Below are 19,697 nucleotides of genomic sequence, written 5' to 3'. Positions count from 1 at the left end.
ATTATGAACACGCAGCACTAATTATGAACGCGTAACTAATGCTATGGTAACGAATACTGTCACAATAAGCACCAATAAGGCTTTTAAATTTGATTCAAAGCGTATAGAAATGGCTGTATATTTAGCTTGATAACCCGTGAACATCGCCAATAACAAGGGTTTATCACATAACTTATAACCGATAATCGCACTAACATGCATAAAGATTAATAGCGGTAAAACGTAAAACAGCCAATCGTGAATTAAAGAAAAAATATCGAAAAGCCAATCTGTTAACCATAATTCAGCCAATGGTAAACTATCAGCGAACCCCGCAAGCACTAAGCCTGAGATACATTGTAATAACAAACAAAGTAATAAACTTACCACCATCCAACCACCGGCTGGATTATGGCCAACACTCTGCTCTTCCTGCCCTCGAAAATATTGCCACATAAATTTTGGCGAACGAACGAATTGCTTAAAACGATTTGTTTCACTACCAACTATGCCCCACACTATCCGCCACATCACTAACGTAAATAAACCTAGGCCTAACTGTATATGCGGCCCTTCGCCATTATAGCCAGTAATAATCAGCGCCATAAACAATATAGCCTGTAACCAATGATATAACCGTGTTGGTAAATCCCAAATTTTCATTTTAAAACCCTGTTGTTAAGTGCGATTACAATAATTTACACGACAACTGTTGCGCACGCAACGATTTTTATGTAAATTAAATAGCAAGTCCATTCAGACAAACTTAAATATTCAATCAGGAGCTTTATATGCCGGTATCTAAACGCATAAATACATTAATAGCAGTACTTTCACTCACATTCGGTTTAACCGCTATGTCAGCGCAAGCATCTGATAGTGTATCTGCAGAAACAAAAATACGTGATGTAGAATCACGCCAACATGCATTTTCACAAATTGCTAAACAACAAAAACAAATAGACAGAGCACTTGGTAAGTCATCACCAGACTGGCAGCAACTCGAAATATTAAGTGCCGATCTGCTCGCTAATTCTGCGTCATTGCAGTATCTTTTCGTGCCGGGAAGTCAATCAGGCAGTAAAGCAAAAAGTAAGGTGTGGGATAACAATATAAAGTTCAAAGGTGCATTAGCCAAAATGGATAATAGCTTTGTTTCCATGGATACTGCGATACAACAGCAAGATAAGGGCATGGCTAAAAATGCATTGAAACAAGCAAACAGTACGTGCAGAAATTGTCATCGCCAATACCGTTCACGCTAGTAAGCAATTGATTAATATCGTAATAAGAAAATAGTATTTCACCTTCGTCACACGACTTTATTTACACTTACAGAGAGACTTTATAATGAATACTAAGACACTGAAAAAAATACACAAAACGGCGGCTATTTTTGCATTTTTATTCATTACATCGTTTTTGACAAGTACCATCGTTGCCGATTTTTTCGCAACACCACAGCAGATTGCCCACGTTAAAAGTAGCGTCTTGATGTTCATCCCAGGGCTAATTTTAGCGATGATGATTACTGGTATATCCGCAGCAAAACTATATCCTGGTGTGGCGAAGGGGCCATTTAAGGTCAAGCAAACGCGAATGAAGATCGCTGCCATCAATGGGGTGTTTATTTTATTACCCGCTGCGATCGTATTAGCAAAATGGTCTGGATTAGGTCAATTTAATGATTTATATTGGACGGTTCAAATTGTTGAGATCATCGCTGGAATGGTAAACTTGGCCATGATTGGTCTTAATATTAGAGATGGAATACGTTTAGGTCGTAATGCGAATAAAGAGGCTATTCGTTATTGATGAGTAAGTGGTTCACAAAGGTTTTGTCGAAATAGTGGTGTCTTAAGTGCTCAATTAGCCAGTTAGAGCACTTCAAGCTAGGCTGTTATATAGAATTTAACTTCATCTAGTTTTTAACTTCATTACTGACGTCTTTAGCAATATCCCGAGAGGCGTGGCCAATTGATGTTGTCACGTCTCTTGTTGCATGACCAATATCACGGCCGACTGTTTTTAATTCTGCACAGGCCGTTAATCCCAGTGCAAATATTAAAGTCGTTATCGCTATAACTAATTTTTTCATTTAAGCTAAATCCATCTATCAATTAAATATACAACTGAGTATACATCACAATGTAAATTTATTATCCCAATAAATAAGGGCTGATAAATTCAGCGACTGCACGTTGGCAAACACCGATTTCCACATCAATACCCGCATCAGTTAACACAGCAATTCCTTTTCCACTGTTACGTGGATCAGGATCAACGGTTGCGACAACAACACGTTTAATATTAAGCCCTGCAAGTGTGTGCGCACAAGATGGTGTTCGACCCACAAACGAACAAGGTTCTAATGTCACATACGCTGTAACATCTTCTAACCCGTGTTCATAGTTTGCAATTGCTTGTGCCTCTGCATGATGTTGGCCTGGTGCTTGGGTAAACCCCTCACTGACAATTTGGTTATTTTTGACTAACACACAACCCACGGGTGGATTAGGTCGACAATTTGGTAGTGCCAATTTTGAAAGTGCTAATGCGCGCAGCATAAACTTTTCATCATTCATTAAATCCAAAACTTATCCTTTCACCTAATATTCATATCATGCAGCAACATACATATTACAAGTGACGAGCATGCTGCCGTTACATGTAATCATCTCAGACTACAGACTAATTCATAATGGTAATCGTTTTACCTGCAAAGATCGAACTGTGTACAAAATTACAGCAAATAGATGAGGATAAGTCTGTCGTTATTTTTTATAACGAATACCCTTATTTTGATTATCAGGCATCGTTTTAAAGCGTCGATGTAACCACATCCATTGATCGAGTCCGCGCAGGATCACTTTTTCTAATGCGCTATTCATCACCCGTGCAGCCCCCTCGGGATCACGACGTGGGAACTGACTACTAATATCAGGGTCTATTTCGAGCGTGTAAGTCTCATTTTTACGAAAGCTTGATGCTGTGATCACCGCGCATTTACTGGCATCAACAAGTATACTCGTTCCTGATGTTGTCGCTGCCTCTTCGACAGCAAAAAATGGGACAAACACAGCATGTTCAAAGCCATAGTCTTGATCAGGTAGATACCATAAACGCCCGCCATTTCTAAGTACGCGCAACATGCCTTTTACATCTTTTCGATCTACCATTTTATTACCATGATGCGTGCGCCCCCAATGCTGAATAAAATTATACGCCGGGTTACTGTGCTGACGATAGACACCATACCCAGGGGCAAACAATGCAAATGCTCGCGCTGTGATTTCTAAATTTAAAGCATGAACTGCGACAACTAATACGCCCTTCCCCTGCTGCTCTAGCGCTAATACTTCTTCTGCGTTGTTTACAATCAGGTGTTTTTTAAATCGCCACGTTGGCCAAAACCAAGCAATGCCCATTTCAATCATCGCTAAACCAGTATTTTTGATATTTTCTTCGCTAAGGTTTTGACGTTCAGTATCGGTCATATCAGGAAAAGCCAGTTCTAAATTACGTTGCACGATTGCCACGCGGCTTTTTGCTAACTTAATAACAACATAACCAAGGCCGCGCCCAAGGTGTAATAACAAGCGATAAGGTAATAATAAAACAGTCAAGGCCAACAGACCGACAAAGAACCAAACAGGCCAGAACTTGGGATGGAGTAATGCTAATGTAAAGGTAGGAGCTTGAAATTTTGGCATAATGCTTTCTAATATTGGATTATTTCATCGCATCCTACAAAGCATAATGTGGAATTTATGTTGAATGGATATGATGAAACAGAATAAAAGACATCACTATAAAGTATTTAATGATTTCATTAAGTAACTCTGACAAACGCTTACAGTTTAATCACTGTAAACGTTAAATTTATCATTCAAATTCAGGACACTATTTATTGTGCTGAAGTAAATAATCAAGACCACTAGTGATCGCGATAACCTGTGCTTGAATACAGTTTTCATCATCAACTAACGGGCTATCAGGGTAGACTTCTGTCGTCGTACCGTAAGTGCAATCACTGAAGCCAGAGCATAAACCAAGCGCTTTAGTGGCATAATTAATCACGCCAAATTGCGCCAGCTTTGCACCAATAATACGACCGCTATCATCGGCTGGTGCAATATGCGTTACTTCGCTGACCGCATTAATAATATACGTTTGGAATTCGGTGTTCGGGTTAAGCGTATCACCCACTAAATAAAACCCATCTGGAATATTCCAATTGTCATGCACAACCGCATCACGCGCAGCTAATGCGGGTCTAAATTCACTGTTATCGGTATCTGTCGTTTCGTGTAAATCGATATGTGCAGTGATCTTTACACCAAGTTTGGCAACGCATTGCATTAATGCTGCTGACTCTTCGGCCGGACTACTTTCAACGAAAGAGCGGTTCGGATCGACTGCGTTTTGATTCCAACGGTTAATAGTTTCATAACCCCAAGGACTAACACAAGGCGCGACAATAATATTAAACTGCGCACTGTAATTCAGCGCTTGAGTTTCGATAAAGCGAATAGCACCTTGTACTCCACTGGTTTCATAACCATGGACACCACCAGTCACTAATATTGTCGGTTTCGTATTGTCCCAATCACGTGTTTTCACCACAAATAACGGAAAGCGAGCAGGGTCATAAGACAAGGCACCGTACTGTTCAACATCAAAGTCTTGCTGCAGTGGTGCTAATTTCTCGAGTACTTCTTTTTTGTAAGTACGAACTACCTTTTGCTTCGCTAGCCATGTAGCTTTATCTTCAGCTGTCCATTTTTGACCTGGTGTTCCAATCTTATATACTTGCTCGTGATCCATCTAATAATCTTCCTTAGGATAATAATGTTTATATTTACATTAGTATAATGCGCTAATAAGGATGATGTTAACAAGAGAAAGTTTTATGCTTAATAAAATAAATCGAAGAAAACAACCTACAATATATCTATCAATTACAAACTATTCATCATAAATAAGGTAAACATATGGCAGGTGGTTTTGCAAAAGATGGTGGTGTACAAGAACAGATTGATGCAACGCTTGCTGATGCCGTCAGCCTAGCTCGCAGTAGACTTCACCATGAGAATCTAACTAATGAGTGTAGTGAATGTGGCCTACTTATTCCTAAGGCGCGAAGACAAGCTATTCCAGGTGTCGAGTTATGTGTAGCTTGTCAGGGGATAGTAGACAAGCAAAATAAAGCCATTGAAGGATATAATCGTCGTGGCAGTAAAGACAGTCAATTACGCTAGTCAATTTAAATTACCCAATAAAAATGCCCACCAGCGAAACAGATGGGCATTAACTCTTGCTATAACTTTAACTAAAAATATACGCTTTTATTCAATATTATCAGCGCTAAAGGCATCACTCCATAAGTCACCGAGAGCATCATCACCGGTTCCTTGCCATTCAGTGCTGCGACTAAAGAATTTTATACTGAAATCGATACCGTTGGTTTCAACAATGGCAAGAAAATCATGTACGGTTTGCGGATTATCATCGCCATCCGTATAAGCGATCACAACTTTAACAATACCTTCTTCATGGATTGTCCAATTCATTGGTAGGCTGATGTCACCGGCGCCTTCATTATAAGTAAACATACCGGTACCATCTTGATTGAATTGATACGTTTCAACATCATCAGCAGGGCTTAGCGCATCACTCGTTGTCAAAATAATACCTTGATCAATAAAACCAGCACTTAAGTCGGCAACAAGTTTACCTTCCTGACAAGATGTAATGGCTTGTTTAAACTGCTCGTAACTACGGTAATTCTGCGGCTCATTAGCAACGTCATTCCATCCAGAGCTAAGATCTTCACATGCGAGAACATCAACAGAAACATCAAGATCTTTGTAACTGGTCGTCCAGACTGATTGTTTACCGTTATCGTACACTGCAAATTTCCAATCCTCGCTTGAATTATCAATCAGGCGCATGAGATAGTTAAGCGTTTGTCCATCACCATTATAAAGTGCTAAATTGCCACTTCCATTAATATTCCATACTCGGTTGTATTTAATACCATTACGATAAAAATCGGCCGTATTATCAACATTGAATACATAGGCACGTGGTTGTATTGAACCTGTAAGACGTATAAGGGCATTACCTGGTAAATCCATTTCCGGTAAGCCTTCACAGGCTGCGATAGTGGCACTGAAATCATCAACGGACACACCTTCCGGCATATATTTAATAACACAATCTGCATACTCACTGACAGCTGGATCAAGAGGATCGGGATCAAGACTGTCTTCTACGCCATCATTATCATCATCGGGGTCTGCATTGTTACCTATGCCATCTTTATCACTATCTAACCATTCACTAGCATCAGCAGCGAATGCATCAAGCGCATCAGGCACACCATCCGTATCAGTATCGGTATCTAAATCACCATTAGTAAATAGATCACCTTCCGCCGCAAGATCATCTTCCGCTACGGCGACAACAACATCTTTAATCGAATCGCTAACAACAGCGACCTGTTTATTAAATGCTGAGGTATCAACGTCATCGCTAATAGCGACAGTAAACTCATTTTCATCTTCGGGCAGTATTTTCGAATTGACGATATTCTTTGCTACAAATGTAGTACTGCCACTGCCACTTGCAATGTAATCACTTAAAACATCCGATTCTTGAATACCAAAGTTATTTGCAACTTCAGCTATCGCAGCTTGTTTCACTACTTCAAGTGCTTCAGGCGTTTCAGTACCATCGGTATTTTGTTCTATGATAATATGAACCAAGGTCGACAGAGGGGTAACTTCAGTATCTCCAGGAGGCGCAGACATCATATAATCGCTTGTGATAGCATCGCCATCTTCATCTACCGTTTGACCAACAATAATTTTTGCATAAATAGCGTATTGTTGTGGGCTTACGATGCCAGTGACATCTAATGTAGCAACACCTCCGTCTCCTGAAAGTGTCGATGGTTCATTACTGTCGAGCTGCTTATCGCCATTAACATCGAGCCAAACTTCTGCATTTTTTAGATAACCGTCAATTATTTTTGCATTATAAAAAACAGGGGTAGCAGTAGGGGCAGCTGCGGCAGCTGAACCCGAATTGTCATCACTTCCACCACCGCAACCACCTAACATCATAGAGCTAGATAGGCCAAGGGCTACGACTAATAGTTTTTTCTTCATGTTTTCATCCTTAACACTTCAATAAAAAGAGTCAAATACAAACAAGAAAATGGTAAATACATAGAGCACTAAAATTAAAGGGACATACCATCAACATACCTAACTATACTAGACACCGATACAGCTCCTCGCACAAGATAAAGTATTGCTACGGGATCAAAACACAGTGTTTAATGTTAAATTAAGGTTGCAAAGGCAGTTAATAAGATGTGACCTTTATCAAATTTATTATATTTAACAAGATCAAACTTACAGGTAAGGAGCGACAACATTGATGATTAAATTAATTAAAAAAATTAAAAAAAAACCGCTACAAGAGCGGTCTTTACCTCATCTATTTTGTAAAATTGGTGATTTACAGCAGTTCAAACCGACTGCTGAGCAATAACTAAAATATCAAATAAAGCGAAGTGTCTGAGTATAGGTAGAGCTAACTCGCAGCCCTACCTCGTTATTATCTTAATACTTTGTATATAAACTCAGGTTTCCATTTTTATCAAAAGCAATCACGTTAAAATCTTTGTATTTTTGACCAGGTGCTGCCATGCCAGGCGAGTGCTGTGGCATACCTGGAGCAGTAAGGCCTGATATATCGCTCGGACGTTCGCTAAGCAAACGTGCGATATCCTTTTCTGGCACATGTCCTTCAACCATATAGCCGTCGACAACCGCTGTGTGGCAAGAGTTTAATTGACTCGGCATACCGAATTTTTTATTCACTGAACTCCAGTCACGTTGGTGATGAACATTCACTTTATAGCCTTTTTCTTCCATTATTTCTGCCCATTCAACGCAGCAACCACACGATGGTGACTTGTATAATTCAATCGTCGGTTTGGCGAACGCAGCAGAAGTAAACGTGAGTGTTAATATTGCAATTAATTTTGTAATTGTTTTCATTTTAAATTCCTTGAATTTGGATTCATTACTTAGTTTGAATAACTTGCACATTTTGCTTATAGACGAGTTCAATCGTTCCCTCTTTAGGTATCCATTGAACTGCTTTGGTTTCATATGGCTTAATCTCAATAAATGAGGATTTAGCAACAAACGGCAATGCTACTTTGATTGTCTCTAGTCTTTTATTTACGAGAATTAGCTGACTTAGCACACCTTTTTTTATAGATGCACTGTTACCAGTAACTTGACCATCAATTATCCATTCTACGGATGGCATTTTCCCTAGTTCGATAAGGTATGAGGAAAGTAGTTTTCGCTGTTCTCGATTAAGCACGTTGCTAAGTAGCAGCATCGTTGGCTCTTTCTCTAAAGCACTGTTAAGTTTGTCTATACCTTTCCCTCTGACATCACCGCCAATATTGCCTCCGCCTTGTGCGAACATACCGTGGCATGTCGAGCAGCCGTATCCACCTGCAGTTCTGAATAAATGTTCACCCTGCTCAAATGAATATTTGCTATCTGCATAGGCAGCATTGATCGATAAAAGTAGAGAACAAAAAAATAATATTTTCACTGGTATCTATAACCTTTAATTATCCATTAAAACATTTTTCTATTCGATAATATTTCGGATCGTCAATGCTTTCTAAAACGCGTTAACGAAAAGAATAGGTATATCTCACTCGAATAGGAGTGCGGATGTGGGTATTAGGCTGATATTAAACGATGGGAGGTCGATACAATAGATCTGGGATAGCTAAACTAACTTGTGGAATGTCTCGATGAATAAGGCTTAACGTAAAAGGCTGACGAGCATTCAACGCTGACATAGAGATAATGGCATAACTTGTCGTTGCGTTTGGGAAACAACATTGGTTTTCAATATTACTTTCCAAAAAGTCGCAGCAGCTCCCTTCTAGGGGCATTTCCATCATACATGCAGCATCACAATGCACTTCATGTTCGGTAGTTTCAACTTTAGATGACAGGTTATGAGCAGAAAGAGGAGCGTAGACAGTCATGCTTGAGAGTACAATACTCACGAGCAACAAACAGATCACTTTGATTAAATGCGTTGGTATTAGCATCATAAACTCTTTTTACTACATTACGACAAATTATCTATAAGACTGGCTATATTGTCAATATGCTGCGCACTCATAAGTCGAACAAACAAAAAAATACCCTCAATCTATACGAAAGAGGGTATTTTAAATCACTCAGCCGATCATATTTATCTTAACTGATCGACGGGAGCGACAAGAGCTGGTTTCACGTCATCGATTTTTAATGATGATTTACAGTAGTTCAACCGACTGCTGCGCAATAACGAATTCTTCGTTGGTTGGTGCACATCTCGTACTACAGTCACAAACTGTAAATATCTATGCAACCACGAAAAATGAAAGCTTTTCACTTGAAGTTGTGATGTAAATCACTATAAATGTTACAATATATACAATTATGGTGAGATATCTGTTTTCCAACATCGATTGAATTTTCTACCCCGTCATAATCAAACCAATTAAGGTTACTATCGAAAACCTTCTTCAGCCTCTAATCGAGTGGCTAGCTTCACCGTATCACTACAGTGGTAATCAGGTAAATTATTAAGTTTACGAGATATATTTCGTGATAAGTCCAACAAACCTTCGTTGTTCTTTAAATAGGTTATACAAAAGCAAGAATGATTCTGGATAGTGCGATCCCTAAAGTGACAACGCCTTGATCTACATCAATGTCGAGTATGTCATTTAGAGAAAATAGTTTCTAAATGACATACTTTAAAAAAGTTCAATATTTTATAGTAGTCATAATATAAGCATGGAATTAAAGAATGAAAAAATTAATACTAGCAGCGTTACTAATTGCTCCAGCAGTGCAAGCATCTGAATTCACTGATGTATGTAATGAGAAGGGCGCACAGGTTAGATTTAATGACATTAATTACTTTTGTAATTGGAATCCAAAAACATTAACAGGTCGCAACTATAGAAGTATAACTTTGAGATCGTCAGATAAAATTGCAATATCTGAATACTCTATGAATTACGATATAAATGCTAAAAGTCAAAACGATTTAAATAACATTATTAGAAGAAATATAGCGTTATTTGATACTCTTATCGTTGAATATAGCAATTACGGTAAGAGCATTAAGCCAAGGCATGAAAAAACAAGAAGCAATAATATATCTGAAAGCCGCCTAATCCACAACACAGATGGAAATACGTTAGTTGTTAGCAAAAGCACAACGTATGCAAATTACAATTATACAGGTTATTACATAGCATGTGAAACAGGCTGTACTTATCTAAAAAATGAATTTAAATATTTTGATAAGTAAGGTGATAAAATGAAAAAATTAATACTAGCAGCATTTTTAGTATCATTTAACGCTTCGGCTAATGACCTTATAAGCTCAGGAAAGGTTTTTGGTATTGCGTCTGTTTGTAGTATAGAACTAAAAGAATCAAATAAAGCAAAAGCAGATAAGCTACGTTTGATAGGTGGTAAAATGCTGGTGATGATTGATAACCTTGATAATGAAAGCAAAGGAATAATATTAGGAGCAACCGAGCAGCAAATACAGTTAATGTCAGAAATGTCGTATGCAGAACAAGTTAACTTATGTAATACAGTTTTTCAAGATAAATGAAATATTCATGATCGCAATTAAATAAGTAATTTATTCAGTATAAAAAAGCCCTTTGAACTTAATCAAAGGGCTTTCTGATTACCACTAATGCTCAGCCCTCGTAAACTATACTTAAATGTGTGTTGTGATGAGGTTTAGGTCATGGTTCGAAATAAAATACAGTTTCAAAAAGGCCGATGGATTATCGATGCCCTAATTGGGCGCTGTTGACTAAATCAGGGAACCTTTCGTAAATCTTGTGATCCGATCATTATCACGGATTTAAAAAGGTTCATCTGATGGGTAAGTCGAAGAACAAAGTCACAAACTGGCCAGAGTATAATCGTGCGTTAACTCAACGTGGTTCAATTACATTTTGGGTAGACGAATCTGCCATAGAGGCATGGACTTGTACTAAACATCATGGAAAGCTTTGTTGTGGTCAAGTAAAACTGTACACCTAGATATGCGTTTAAATTTAGCTTCCATAATTACAAGTTATAGATCGTTATTATACTGATGTTCAGCGTCCATATCTGTACACTGTTGTATGACTATCACTTTAACAGATATAAAAAAGCCGCTTAAATTCAGCGACTTATAGATATAATAGTAAAAGACAAAAGTTATTTCGTCAGCAATTCAACCGACTGCTGCGCAATAACAAATTCTTCGTTGGTTGGGATAACCATAACAGCAGGAGTACCTGCTTCAGTAATCAATCCGCCATTACCGAATCGTGCAGATTCATTGGCTTTTTCATCTTCTTTATAGCCAAAAATCTTCAAGTAAGCTAATACTTCACGACGAATTGGCAGTGCGTTTTCACCAATACCGCCAGTAAAGATAATACCGTCAAGTGATTCAAGCGATACCATGTATGACGCGATATATTTCGCTACACGGTATGTGAATACTTGGAATGCTAATTTAGCGCCTTGATGGCCTTTTTCCATTGCATCGATAATACCACGGCAGTCACTTGTTAGACCCGATACACCCATAAAGCCTGAGTTAGTGTTCAGTTCTTTATAAACTTCGTCTTGTGTCCAACCTTTTTTAAGTAGGAACTCAATGATGCCTGGATCTAAATCACCACAACGTGTACCCATCATAAGGCCCGCTAATGGTGTAAAGCCCATACTTGTATCAACACTTTGACCATCACGGATTGCACATACAGATGCGCCGTTACCTAAATGTACCGAGATAAAGCTGCTTTCTTCTACTGGTTTGTTAAGCATTTTAGCTGCTTCACGGCTAACAAAATAATGGCTTGTACCGTGGAAACCATAACGACGAATACCATAATCTTTGTAAAGCTTGTGAGAGATTGCGCCAGTGAATGCTTTTGCAGGCATTGTTTGGTGGAATGCAGTATCAAACACAGCGAATTGTGGTAATGATGGGAAAGCGATCATTGCAGCTTCAATACCTTTTGCACCAGCAGGGTTATGCAGTGGTGCAAGGTCAGAGAGGTTACGGATCTCGTTTAATACCGACTCATCAATTTTTACTGTGCTAGTGAATTTCTCACCACCATGAACAATACGGTGACCAACAGCAACAAGTTCTGAAGTCAGACCTAACGTTTCGATCAATGCAACAATACGCTTAATTGCAAGTTCATGATGATTGCCTTCGCCTGTGATAGCTTCTTCAGACTTCTGTCCTTCATATTTCCAGCTAACTACCGCTTCAGGAAGGCCAAAACACTCCCCTAATCCACTAAGAACTGCATCTCCAGTATTTGAATCGATTACCGCGAATTTTAAAGATGAGCTACCAGAGTTGATCACTAGTACAAATGAGTTAGACATGTGAATATGATTCCTGTTTCAAACTATTGTTGTGACTTAGGTCACTTATAATGTGCCCCTATTATTCAACATTTTTTGAATAATTCAACTTAATTTTCACTAGAATGCATTAACAACTACATTTACGTTGATCTAAGACAGCTATAGCACGACTAAAATCGCTCTGAATATCGATTTAAAAACAAGCGTAATGCTGACAAATAAAACAAAAAATACAGTTGACGCCAAATAGAAATAAATAAGCAGTCCTTTATATGTCAAAAAGTAATATCTAATGAAATTTAATTCTTTTTGCTAAGAAAGGCACTAGTGTAATCTGCTGAAATAAATACAACCCATTGTTATTAAATAGCTTAAAAACACTGCACAAAGTAGTGCTATCAGGTTACTTGAGCTATCAGCACTCACAGGAATTCATCATGTCATTAGTAGTTACCGCTAACTTAGCGGTGTTTGGTATCCTCATTTATTTAATAAATACCCAACAACGTAAAGGCCATACCCTTTCACGCCTGGTTTTATTAGGTCTTATTTCAGGTAGTGTGTTTGGCTTACTACTACAACTTGGCTACGGCGAAGGCAGCAGCACCATTCAAGAAACACTTGCTTGGGTTGATATCGTAGGTAAAGGTTACGTTGGTTTATTGAAAATGGTGATCATGCCATTGGTACTCGTATCCATGATTGCGGCGGTGGTTAAATTAGATCGTTCAGGTTCACTTGGTAAAATCAGTGGCTTAACTATCGGTGTGTTACTGTTTACAACCATGCTATCAGCTATTATTGGTATTGGTATTGCGCAACTGTTTGGCTTATCAGCTGAAGGCCTGACTGAAGGTGCTCGCGAAGTGGCACGTGTCACCGTGATCGAATCACGCGCAGGCCAAGTGAGTGATTTAAGTATTCCACAAATGTTAGTGAGCTTTATCCCAACTAACCCATTTGCTGATTTAACGGGTGCACGTTCAACGTCAATTATTGCCGTGGTTATCTTTGGTATTCTAGTCGGTATTGCAGCGCTTAAAGTCAGTACTGAAAACGCTGAACTAGCAAAACCTATCAAAACTTTTGTCGATGTATCACAAGCGATTGTAATGCGCTTAGTGAAAATGATCATGGCGATCACACCTTACGGTATCTTAGCCTTAATGATGAAGGTTGTCGCAACATCAAGTGCTGGCGATATTCTTAACCTTCTTGGCTTTATCGTTGCGTCTTATGTGGCGATCTTACTGATGTTTGTTGTACACGGCATCTTAGTATCATTTGTTGGCGTGAAACCAACAGAGTACTTCAAAAAAATCTGGCCTGTACTGACATTTGCATTTAGCTCTCGCAGCAGCGCAGCTACAATTCCACTAAATGTAGAAGCGCAAATTAACGAGCTAAACGTGCCACCAGCAATTGCCAACCTATCAGCATCATTTGGCGCGACGATTGGTCAAAATGGTTGTGCGGGTATTTATCCAGCTATGCTAGCGGTCATGGTTGCACCAAGTGTTGGGATCGACCCGATGGACTTTAGCTTCATCTTATCGCTTGTGGCAATTATCATGGTCAGTTCATTTGGTATTGCCGGTGTGGGTGGTGGTGCAACGTTCGCAGCTCTTATCGTATTGCCAGCAATGGGCCTACCTATCGCAATTGCAGCACTGCTTATTTCGATTGAGCCATTAATTGATATGGCGCGTACGGCACTGAATGTGAGTGGTTCAATGACAGCAGGTACCATTACCAGCCGATTATTGAAGTCAAAACAAGGTCAAGCAGCTGAAACGCCGATAGAGCAAACAACAGCTTAACCAATCGCAGTTCTAGAATAATTGAGTAATAAAAATGCCTATTAGTTAATCCTAATAGGCATTTTTATAGCACTGACAAAACTTACATCTTTCTCATGGTGATATAAAATACAAAGTCTTACTATATCAATAATTAGCCAATGCATATTAAATGAACATCGAAAATAAGGTATCACATGAAAAAGTTCTTCCTACTCACGTTATTATTATCAACTAATGTTTATGCCAATACAGATATTGCTAATAACTTTACCTATATCGGCTTTGGCTATAAAGCAACGAATTATTCATCAGATGCCATGACGCCGTATTTTGGCGATAAGTACAATAATTCAGAAAGTAAGGGGCTAGCAGGACTATACCTTGATGCAAGCGCTAATATTACTGACGATGTATTTGTTGAAGGCAATGCCGATTTCCAAACCCGATTTAGCTCTGAAATAAATACTTGGTCTGCCGGGCTAGGTTATGTCATCAAACGTTCATCAACATTTTCAGTTCCAGTATCTTGCGGTGTCGTCAACTACAGTGCAGATCGAGATGTGCGACATTATTCTGAAACCTCTGGCTACTGTAAGGCAGGAATAAAAGCTCAACTTGCTAAGCATTGGATGACCGACCTTTCGTACCGATATGAAGCAGTCGAAGAACATAAGAATGTGGTTGGACTGAAGAACGTGTTCCAATTAGGTTCTACCTTTGGGCTCGTAGCAGGCCTTGAATATGCAAATCGAATCGAAAGTGAATTTAGTTATAATTTAGGGGTTCAGTTCTCATTTATATAATGGGTCATATCATGACAGTTGCTCTGTTTGCAAAGCCGATCTCTGTATAGAAAAAATGCCTATTAGTTAATTCTAATAGGCATTTTTGTATAGGGGCTTATTTCTAAATTCTAATTAATATTTTCGACTAACGGCATAATGAAGCGTTGTTTAATATATCACCAGGATTACGTGCTTGTTATCAAAATATATGCGCTAATTCATTGTATTGATGCTTAAAACTTCATTTTAGCGACAAAATAAAGATCGATAGACCATACTATAATTAACAAAATAAAACGGATTGAATACGATGAAACGGATTTTAATAACAGGTGCTCTACTTGCAGCGGCGGCAACAGCCGGCTATTTAGTCAGCCAAAATACAGGTTCCAATGAATACACGGTATTAAATTATATTCCGGAAAATACCCCGCTATTTTCAGGTCAATTAACTCCCTTCCCTATCAAAACTTACCTTAATGCGATCGCAGATACTTACAGCACACCTCCCGATGAAATGATGGGCTCTATATACGCAAGTGAGAGTTATGATCCGGAGAACAACAAAGTAAACTTTTTCTTAGCATTAACCCAACGTTATCTAGACAGCATGCAAGATACAGATACATTTATGACGACGTTTGGCCTTGCTGATGAGTTACAGGCTTATTTTTACACTCTCGGTATTATGCCCGTATTCAAAATGGATGTAGTCAACCCCGATGCCATCTGGGCATTATTAGATGAGGCAGAAGCAGAAAGTGGCTTCATTCATGAACTGAGGCAGATAAAACAGCGTGATTATCGCGCCTATCAACTGACTGATGATTCAGATAAAGTAAATTTAGAGTTGATAATTAGCCAATATAATAACCTGTTGACCATCACCTTAAATAGCGGATTAAATGATCTTTTGCTGTTGGAGAATGCATTAGGGCTAACGCCAGTAGAACAATCGCTAGCTGATTCAGATTCCCTCGAGCAGCTCATTAAAAAACATGATTTTACAGAACAGTCTATTGGCTATCTAAACCACCAAGCAATCATTCAAGCGATTACAAGCCCTAACGAGAGTTTACTCGGCCAACATATCGCGCAGTTAATGGCGTTACAAACTGAAGATCCTCTACAGGTCTACCAGCAGCCCCAATGTAAAGCAGAGCTAACCAGCATTGCTAATAACTGGCCACGGACAGTATTTGGTTTTAAGCAATTTGATATAAACGATGATAATGTCACATTTGATATGTCGATGGTGATCGAGAGTAATAACCAGACCATACTCTCTGCACTCACGCAGATGACAGGCTTTATTCCCGAATACGTCAGCGATTTAAATAACACTGTATTAGCCCTTGGTATTGGTATTGACGTTGGCAGCTTATCACCCGCAATCAGTAGCGTGTGGAATGAGTTACAACAACCGAGCTATACCTGCCCACCACTGCAACAAGCACAATCGACGATCCAACAGAATAATCCGGCCATGCTTGGTGTGATGACTGCGATGGCAAATGGTATTAAAGGTGTTTCCGGCGCTGTGATTGATTACAGCTTAGATGAAAATCAAAGTGAACTGGCGATCAAGAGTTTAGATGCGATCATCAGTTTATCTGCGAATGATCCAAGAGCACTATATAATATTATCGCTACTTTTAGACCTGAACTGGCTGGCGTGAAGTTACCTGCGAACGGTAGCATAGTAGAGCTGTCATCGTTAATCCCTATCTCATCTCTGCCTGGCGTTAACCCCAAGCTGCTCATGCATAAAGAACATATGGTTATTTTTAACGGTGATAAGGCTGAAAAAATAGCGCTAGATCTCGGTAATAAGCCTATGACAGCAACAGGTATCTACAGTCTATCCATCGATTACAGTAAGGCATTTACGCCCTTGGTTACAGCTGCGGAGCTCAGCGGCCAGGAAGTACCACAAGAATTGAAAGATATGAAGGATTACAATTTACGCTTAAACACTGGCTTACAAATAAATGAGCATGGTATTGAAACAAGGTCGTATGTTGATTTGAAGTCTAATTGAAGTGAGCTTTAACTTGCCTTAACAGGTTATATACTCGCCTCTTATCTTGTGGGAAAATGAGCCGCGCCACGACATAACTAGCCATCGAACAAAAAATATTATTTTCAATGCAGTATACAAATCGGTTCTTTATATTTTGTTTCAAGTTGATAACGCCCTGATAGTTTTAAGCGTTTTAATAATTTTTTTGTTCGGCCGTGTAATGGTTTTGTGTTGCAATTAACTCTATCAATCAGCCATTCCCCATACAGCGACTATAACCATTATTATAGGATGGGCTAACATCTCGTTTTATTTTTTCCCACACCTTTCCATACCTATCTGTCACAGTCTTTGAAACCGTCATGTCTAAAGGAGACCTCAGTTTTTTTATGTTTGAAAAATCAGCAAATAAGAATGAACCAACATCAGGGAGCTGCCCCTTACTTTGTAATTCATTGGTTCCTCTACAGGATTTAATATTAATGATGTCTTCTTCACTCTCTAAATTAAATAGAAGAGGGCTTACTGGATGAGTTAAATAAATCTTAACCAATCCGTGCCCAGTTATGTCTGATGAGCTAGGGGCTACCACTGTGTTTAGAGGCGGACTCCTACGTTAGTCTATTCACAGTACTTTTCCTCTGCAGGTAAGGATATCGATACAGAGCCATCTAACAAGTTGTTGTAAGTGAGGTAGGCCATAGTGCGAGATTTAGTATTATAGGTTAAGGCCTCAATTGTACGAGATGTATTGATTACATCATCTACCAGAATTCCGACAAATGTTTTACATGCAAGAACTTTGTTATATTTATCCGCAATTTCAAGCGCTTTATCGATGTTAGCATCGTTTTTCTCACTGAAATCATGATAAAGATTTTCTTGTGTTTGTTTTGCATCTTGCTTTAGTGCTTTACGAACAGGCTCTGTCACTTCTAAGGCCTCAATAAAGGCTTCAATATCGTCACGAATGCCATCTGCATTCTCATCTGGCCCAGTGAGTGAATCTGAGCGGTCTAGAATAGGTTCAAATTTATCGTATAAAATTGAGAATTGGTCACCAATAGTCGATTGATCTTTTAACTCCTGAATAAGCTCGGGTGTTTTATCTATCTTCGTAACAGGTGTATGTTCATTATTACTTTCGTTATTGGCGTTTTTACAACCCGATAATAGGATTAAAAAAAATGTCAAAGTGAGTATTTTCATAATTTAGGGCCTTTATTTTCTGAGTTTGGTATGTGAATAAGTGTGGCTTACCTATTTTCCGCCAGCGGATGAAGCACTATACGTTGAAGTGGATGTTATGATTATCCTATTGAGTTTTAATAGCGTGTTGTAATCGGCGCTCTAGTTAGAGGTTAAATATACAATTGGTATTGCCAAATATTTAAAATTTGTATCCTGCAAGCAGAGTTATATTTTTTTCTCTTAATTTATCTTGATTGTCGTCATTACCTAGTTCAGCCTGAGTCCAGCGAACTCCAACCATAAAATCAGAAAATGATACATCCGTGCCTAATCCCCATTTTAAACCGTGAATAGTACTGTTTTTTGGTTTTAAATTTAGGTCTGTCATTGAGTAGCCTATCAACCCATAAATATCAATTGAGCTATCATCGGAAAAATAAAAGCGCTTACCTATTGGGATGTTAGCGCCCAAACTATAAGATTCATGAATCGCTTTTGTATCATAATCGATATATGAGCCTTCTAATTCACCACCTAAAAACCAGTTATGTTGGTAATAATTTCTAGCACCAAACAATACTGATATCTTATTACCTTCTATTGACTGTAATTCATGAGTACTAACTCCTGCAGATATATATACATCCTGCTCATTAGCTACAGCCATCGTAGATAGAAACAGAAGGTTAAAGTGTTTTCTAAAACACATAATAATGAAATCTTAATACTAACTATTTAATTTCCACTCGGCGATTTAACTGTCTGCCCGCTTCAGTATTGTTGTCACTTATTGGCATAGTGTCACCAACAGAAGTCGCTTCTAATCTGCCTTGGTTAACACCTAGTTGTTTAAGATACTGAGCAACAGAGCGCGAACGTTTTAATCCAAGTGAGAAATTATAATCGGCGGTGCCGGTAGTGTCAGCATGACCTTCGACAACAAGATTATTATTATTTAGCTTCAATAATTGCGTGATGGTATCTAATACATATTTAGACTTATCTGTTAACTGGGCATTATCGAAATCAAAGTATACTCGTGCAATCATTTGACCACTGTCCATTGACTGTAAGAAGCCATTGGTCAATAAAAATTCGGCACAAGTTTCACTCACACCCGCACTCACAATTTGTTGATTGATAAAATCAAGTGTGGGTTGATATTCACCCGCTTGCTCTACTTGATAAAAAGGCCCTTCATTCAAATGAACTCGGGTACCTTTACCCACAGTGATACTTTTTTCATATTCAATTTTATCATTACCACAGTAATAACTGAGCGCCTGATTACTCAAAGACTTTGCGACTGACAAATTAGGTAACACGAGACTAATAACCAGCACAACAGTGCTAAATTTTATATTCATTATAATATTCCTGATCATTAACGATAAGTTGATAA

21 protein-coding genes and 1 pseudogene are annotated in these 19,697 nt (G+C 38.7%); 9 read left to right on the top strand and 13 right to left on the bottom strand.

Going from position 1 to position 19,697, the window contains the following annotated elements:
• Positions 1–21 precede the first annotated feature (21 nt).
• A complete protein-coding gene (locus tag JFU56_RS11045) occupies positions 22–642 on the bottom strand; it encodes a cytochrome b/b6 domain-containing protein (RefSeq protein WP_198437339.1) in 621 nt (206 codons plus the stop codon).
• Positions 643–770: 128 nt separating this feature from the next.
• Here JFU56_RS11045 and JFU56_RS11040 point away from each other — a divergent pair, with 128 nt between their 5' ends.
• The gene (locus tag JFU56_RS11040; protein ID WP_198437338.1) at positions 771–1,244 is read left to right on the top strand and encodes a cytochrome c; all 474 of its coding nucleotides are present in this window, start codon (positions 771–773) and stop codon (positions 1,242–1,244) included.
• An 85-nt stretch (positions 1,245–1,329) separates the two neighbouring features.
• Positions 1,330–1,794, top strand: coding sequence for a hypothetical protein (locus JFU56_RS11035; RefSeq protein WP_198437337.1), 465 nt, complete (start codon positions 1,330–1,332; stop codon positions 1,792–1,794).
• 106 nt (positions 1,795–1,900) lie between these two features.
• Here the strand turns inward: JFU56_RS11035 and JFU56_RS11030 are convergent, their stop codons facing one another.
• The 4 genes from JFU56_RS11030 to JFU56_RS11015 form a co-directional block, all read right to left on the bottom strand.
• Positions 1,901–2,077 (bottom strand): hypothetical protein, encoded by a 177-nt coding sequence (locus JFU56_RS11030; RefSeq protein ID WP_198437336.1) that lies wholly within the window; start codon positions 2,075–2,077, stop codon positions 1,901–1,903.
• A gap of 61 nt (positions 2,078–2,138) precedes the next feature.
• On the bottom strand, positions 2,139–2,573 hold the full coding sequence (locus tag JFU56_RS11025; RefSeq protein WP_198437335.1) for a bifunctional diaminohydroxyphosphoribosylaminopyrimidine deaminase/5-amino-6-(5-phosphoribosylamino)uracil reductase RibD: 435 nt from the start codon (positions 2,571–2,573) through the stop codon (positions 2,139–2,141).
• 180 nt (positions 2,574–2,753) lie between these two features.
• Positions 2,754–3,692 (bottom strand): LpxL/LpxP family Kdo(2)-lipid IV(A) lauroyl/palmitoleoyl acyltransferase, encoded by a 939-nt coding sequence (gene lpxL / locus JFU56_RS11020; RefSeq protein ID WP_198437334.1) that lies wholly within the window; start codon positions 3,690–3,692, stop codon positions 2,754–2,756.
• Positions 3,693–3,882: 190 nt separating this feature from the next.
• Positions 3,883–4,806 (bottom strand): M14 family metallocarboxypeptidase, encoded by a 924-nt coding sequence (locus JFU56_RS11015; RefSeq protein ID WP_198437333.1) that lies wholly within the window; start codon positions 4,804–4,806, stop codon positions 3,883–3,885.
• Between the two features lie 167 nt (positions 4,807–4,973).
• Here JFU56_RS11015 and JFU56_RS11010 point away from each other — a divergent pair, with 167 nt between their 5' ends.
• Positions 4,974–5,240, top strand: a complete 267-nt coding sequence (locus JFU56_RS11010; RefSeq protein WP_198437332.1) for a DksA/TraR family C4-type zinc finger protein — start codon at positions 4,974–4,976, stop codon at positions 5,238–5,240.
• 87 nt (positions 5,241–5,327) lie between these two features.
• Here the strand turns inward: JFU56_RS11010 and JFU56_RS11005 are convergent, their stop codons facing one another.
• From JFU56_RS11005 to JFU56_RS10990, 4 genes are all read right to left on the bottom strand, one after another.
• Positions 5,328–7,154: a hypothetical protein gene (locus JFU56_RS11005; protein WP_198437331.1), complete on the bottom strand. Its 1,827-nt coding sequence runs from the start codon at positions 7,152–7,154 to the stop codon at positions 5,328–5,330.
• A 459-nt stretch (positions 7,155–7,613) separates the two neighbouring features.
• Positions 7,614–8,054, bottom strand: coding sequence for a DUF411 domain-containing protein (locus JFU56_RS11000; protein WP_198437330.1), 441 nt, complete (start codon positions 8,052–8,054; stop codon positions 7,614–7,616).
• Between the two features lie 25 nt (positions 8,055–8,079).
• The gene (locus tag JFU56_RS10995; protein WP_198437329.1) at positions 8,080–8,628 is read right to left on the bottom strand and encodes a cytochrome c; all 549 of its coding nucleotides are present in this window, start codon (positions 8,626–8,628) and stop codon (positions 8,080–8,082) included.
• Between the two features lie 145 nt (positions 8,629–8,773).
• Entirely contained in the window at positions 8,774–9,145 is a 372-nt protein-coding gene (locus JFU56_RS10990; protein WP_198437328.1) for a hypothetical protein, read from the bottom strand.
• Positions 9,146–9,891: 746 nt separating this feature from the next.
• Between JFU56_RS10990 and JFU56_RS10985 the strand changes: the two genes are divergently transcribed.
• From JFU56_RS10985 to JFU56_RS23080, 3 genes and pseudogenes are all read left to right on the top strand, one after another.
• Positions 9,892–10,401, top strand: coding sequence for a hypothetical protein (locus JFU56_RS10985; RefSeq protein ID WP_198437327.1), 510 nt, complete (start codon positions 9,892–9,894; stop codon positions 10,399–10,401).
• A gap of 9 nt (positions 10,402–10,410) precedes the next feature.
• Entirely contained in the window at positions 10,411–10,713 is a 303-nt protein-coding gene (locus tag JFU56_RS10980; protein WP_198437326.1) for a hypothetical protein, read from the top strand.
• Between the two features lie 278 nt (positions 10,714–10,991).
• Positions 10,992–11,120: pseudogene (locus JFU56_RS23080) on the top strand (IS5/IS1182 family transposase); the annotation flags it as partial.
• Between the two features lie 198 nt (positions 11,121–11,318).
• On the opposite strand, the gene JFU56_RS10975 reads toward JFU56_RS23080, so the two are convergent.
• Positions 11,319–12,512, bottom strand: coding sequence for an acetate/propionate family kinase (locus tag JFU56_RS10975; RefSeq protein ID WP_198437325.1), 1,194 nt, complete (start codon positions 12,510–12,512; stop codon positions 11,319–11,321).
• A 419-nt stretch (positions 12,513–12,931) separates the two neighbouring features.
• Here JFU56_RS10975 and JFU56_RS10970 point away from each other — a divergent pair, with 419 nt between their 5' ends.
• The 3 genes from JFU56_RS10970 to JFU56_RS10960 all read left to right on the top strand — a co-directional run bounded on the left by JFU56_RS10970 (position 12,932) and on the right by JFU56_RS10960 (position 17,122).
• Positions 12,932–14,314 (top strand): L-cystine transporter, encoded by a 1,383-nt coding sequence (locus JFU56_RS10970; RefSeq protein ID WP_198437324.1) that lies wholly within the window; start codon positions 12,932–12,934, stop codon positions 14,312–14,314.
• A gap of 176 nt (positions 14,315–14,490) precedes the next feature.
• On the top strand, positions 14,491–15,099 hold the full coding sequence (locus JFU56_RS10965; protein ID WP_198437323.1) for an outer membrane beta-barrel protein: 609 nt from the start codon (positions 14,491–14,493) through the stop codon (positions 15,097–15,099).
• Between the two features lie 292 nt (positions 15,100–15,391).
• Positions 15,392–17,122 (top strand): hypothetical protein, encoded by a 1,731-nt coding sequence (locus JFU56_RS10960; protein ID WP_198437322.1) that lies wholly within the window; start codon positions 15,392–15,394, stop codon positions 17,120–17,122.
• Positions 17,123–17,725: 603 nt separating this feature from the next.
• Here the strand turns inward: JFU56_RS10960 and JFU56_RS10955 are convergent.
• The 3 genes from JFU56_RS10955 to JFU56_RS10945 form a co-directional block, all read right to left on the bottom strand.
• A complete protein-coding gene (locus tag JFU56_RS10955; RefSeq protein WP_198437321.1) occupies positions 17,726–18,313 on the bottom strand; it encodes a hypothetical protein in 588 nt (195 codons plus the stop codon).
• Positions 18,314–18,494: 181 nt separating this feature from the next.
• A complete protein-coding gene (locus JFU56_RS10950) occupies positions 18,495–19,004 on the bottom strand; it encodes an outer membrane beta-barrel protein (protein ID WP_256432191.1) in 510 nt (169 codons plus the stop codon).
• 22 nt (positions 19,005–19,026) lie between these two features.
• A complete protein-coding gene (locus JFU56_RS10945) occupies positions 19,027–19,662 on the bottom strand; it encodes an OmpA family protein (RefSeq protein WP_198437319.1) in 636 nt (211 codons plus the stop codon).
• Between the last annotated feature and the right edge of the window lie 35 nt (positions 19,663–19,697).

Origin of the sequence: Moritella sp. F3 (assembly GCF_015082335.1) — a bacterium.
Taxonomy (GTDB): Bacteria; Pseudomonadota; Gammaproteobacteria; order Enterobacterales; family Moritellaceae; genus Moritella.
Note: the sequence above shows the minus strand (reverse complement) of the source record. Positions and strands in the feature narration are given on the sequence as shown.

Coding starts and splice junctions, on each gene's coding strand:
- JFU56_RS10960 (WP_198437322.1), top strand. CDS start 15,392: ATGAAACGGATTTTAATAACAGGTGCTCTACTTGCAGCGGCGGCAACA.
- JFU56_RS11010 (WP_198437332.1), top strand. CDS start 4,974: ATGGCAGGTGGTTTTGCAAAAGATGGTGGTGTACAAGAACAGATTGAT.
- JFU56_RS11045 (WP_198437339.1), bottom strand. CDS start 642: ATGAAAATTTGGGATTTACCAACACGGTTATATCATTGGTTACAGGCT.
- lpxL (WP_198437334.1), bottom strand. CDS start 3,692: ATGCCAAAATTTCAAGCTCCTACCTTTACATTAGCATTACTCCATCCC.
- JFU56_RS10965 (WP_198437323.1), top strand. CDS start 14,491: ATGAAAAAGTTCTTCCTACTCACGTTATTATTATCAACTAATGTTTAT.
- JFU56_RS11015 (WP_198437333.1), bottom strand. CDS start 4,806: ATGGATCACGAGCAAGTATATAAGATTGGAACACCAGGTCAAAAATGG.
- JFU56_RS10945 (WP_198437319.1), bottom strand. CDS start 19,662: ATGAATATAAAATTTAGCACTGTTGTGCTGGTTATTAGTCTCGTGTTA.
- JFU56_RS11000 (WP_198437330.1), bottom strand. CDS start 8,054: ATGAAAACAATTACAAAATTAATTGCAATATTAACACTCACGTTTACT.
- JFU56_RS10980 (WP_198437326.1), top strand. CDS start 10,411: ATGAAAAAATTAATACTAGCAGCATTTTTAGTATCATTTAACGCTTCG.
- JFU56_RS11035 (WP_198437337.1), top strand. CDS start 1,330: ATGAATACTAAGACACTGAAAAAAATACACAAAACGGCGGCTATTTTT.
- JFU56_RS10955 (WP_198437321.1), bottom strand. CDS start 18,313: ATGAAAATACTCACTTTGACATTTTTTTTAATCCTATTATCGGGTTGT.
- JFU56_RS10975 (WP_198437325.1), bottom strand. CDS start 12,512: ATGTCTAACTCATTTGTACTAGTGATCAACTCTGGTAGCTCATCTTTA.
- JFU56_RS10970 (WP_198437324.1), top strand. CDS start 12,932: ATGTCATTAGTAGTTACCGCTAACTTAGCGGTGTTTGGTATCCTCATT.
- JFU56_RS11030 (WP_198437336.1), bottom strand. CDS start 2,077: ATGAAAAAATTAGTTATAGCGATAACGACTTTAATATTTGCACTGGGA.
- JFU56_RS11005 (WP_198437331.1), bottom strand. CDS start 7,154: ATGAAGAAAAAACTATTAGTCGTAGCCCTTGGCCTATCTAGCTCTATG.
- JFU56_RS10990 (WP_198437328.1), bottom strand. CDS start 9,145: ATGATGCTAATACCAACGCATTTAATCAAAGTGATCTGTTTGTTGCTC.
- JFU56_RS11040 (WP_198437338.1), top strand. CDS start 771: ATGCCGGTATCTAAACGCATAAATACATTAATAGCAGTACTTTCACTC.
- JFU56_RS10950 (WP_256432191.1), bottom strand. CDS start 19,004: ATGTGTTTTAGAAAACACTTTAACCTTCTGTTTCTATCTACGATGGCT.
- JFU56_RS10985 (WP_198437327.1), top strand. CDS start 9,892: ATGAAAAAATTAATACTAGCAGCGTTACTAATTGCTCCAGCAGTGCAA.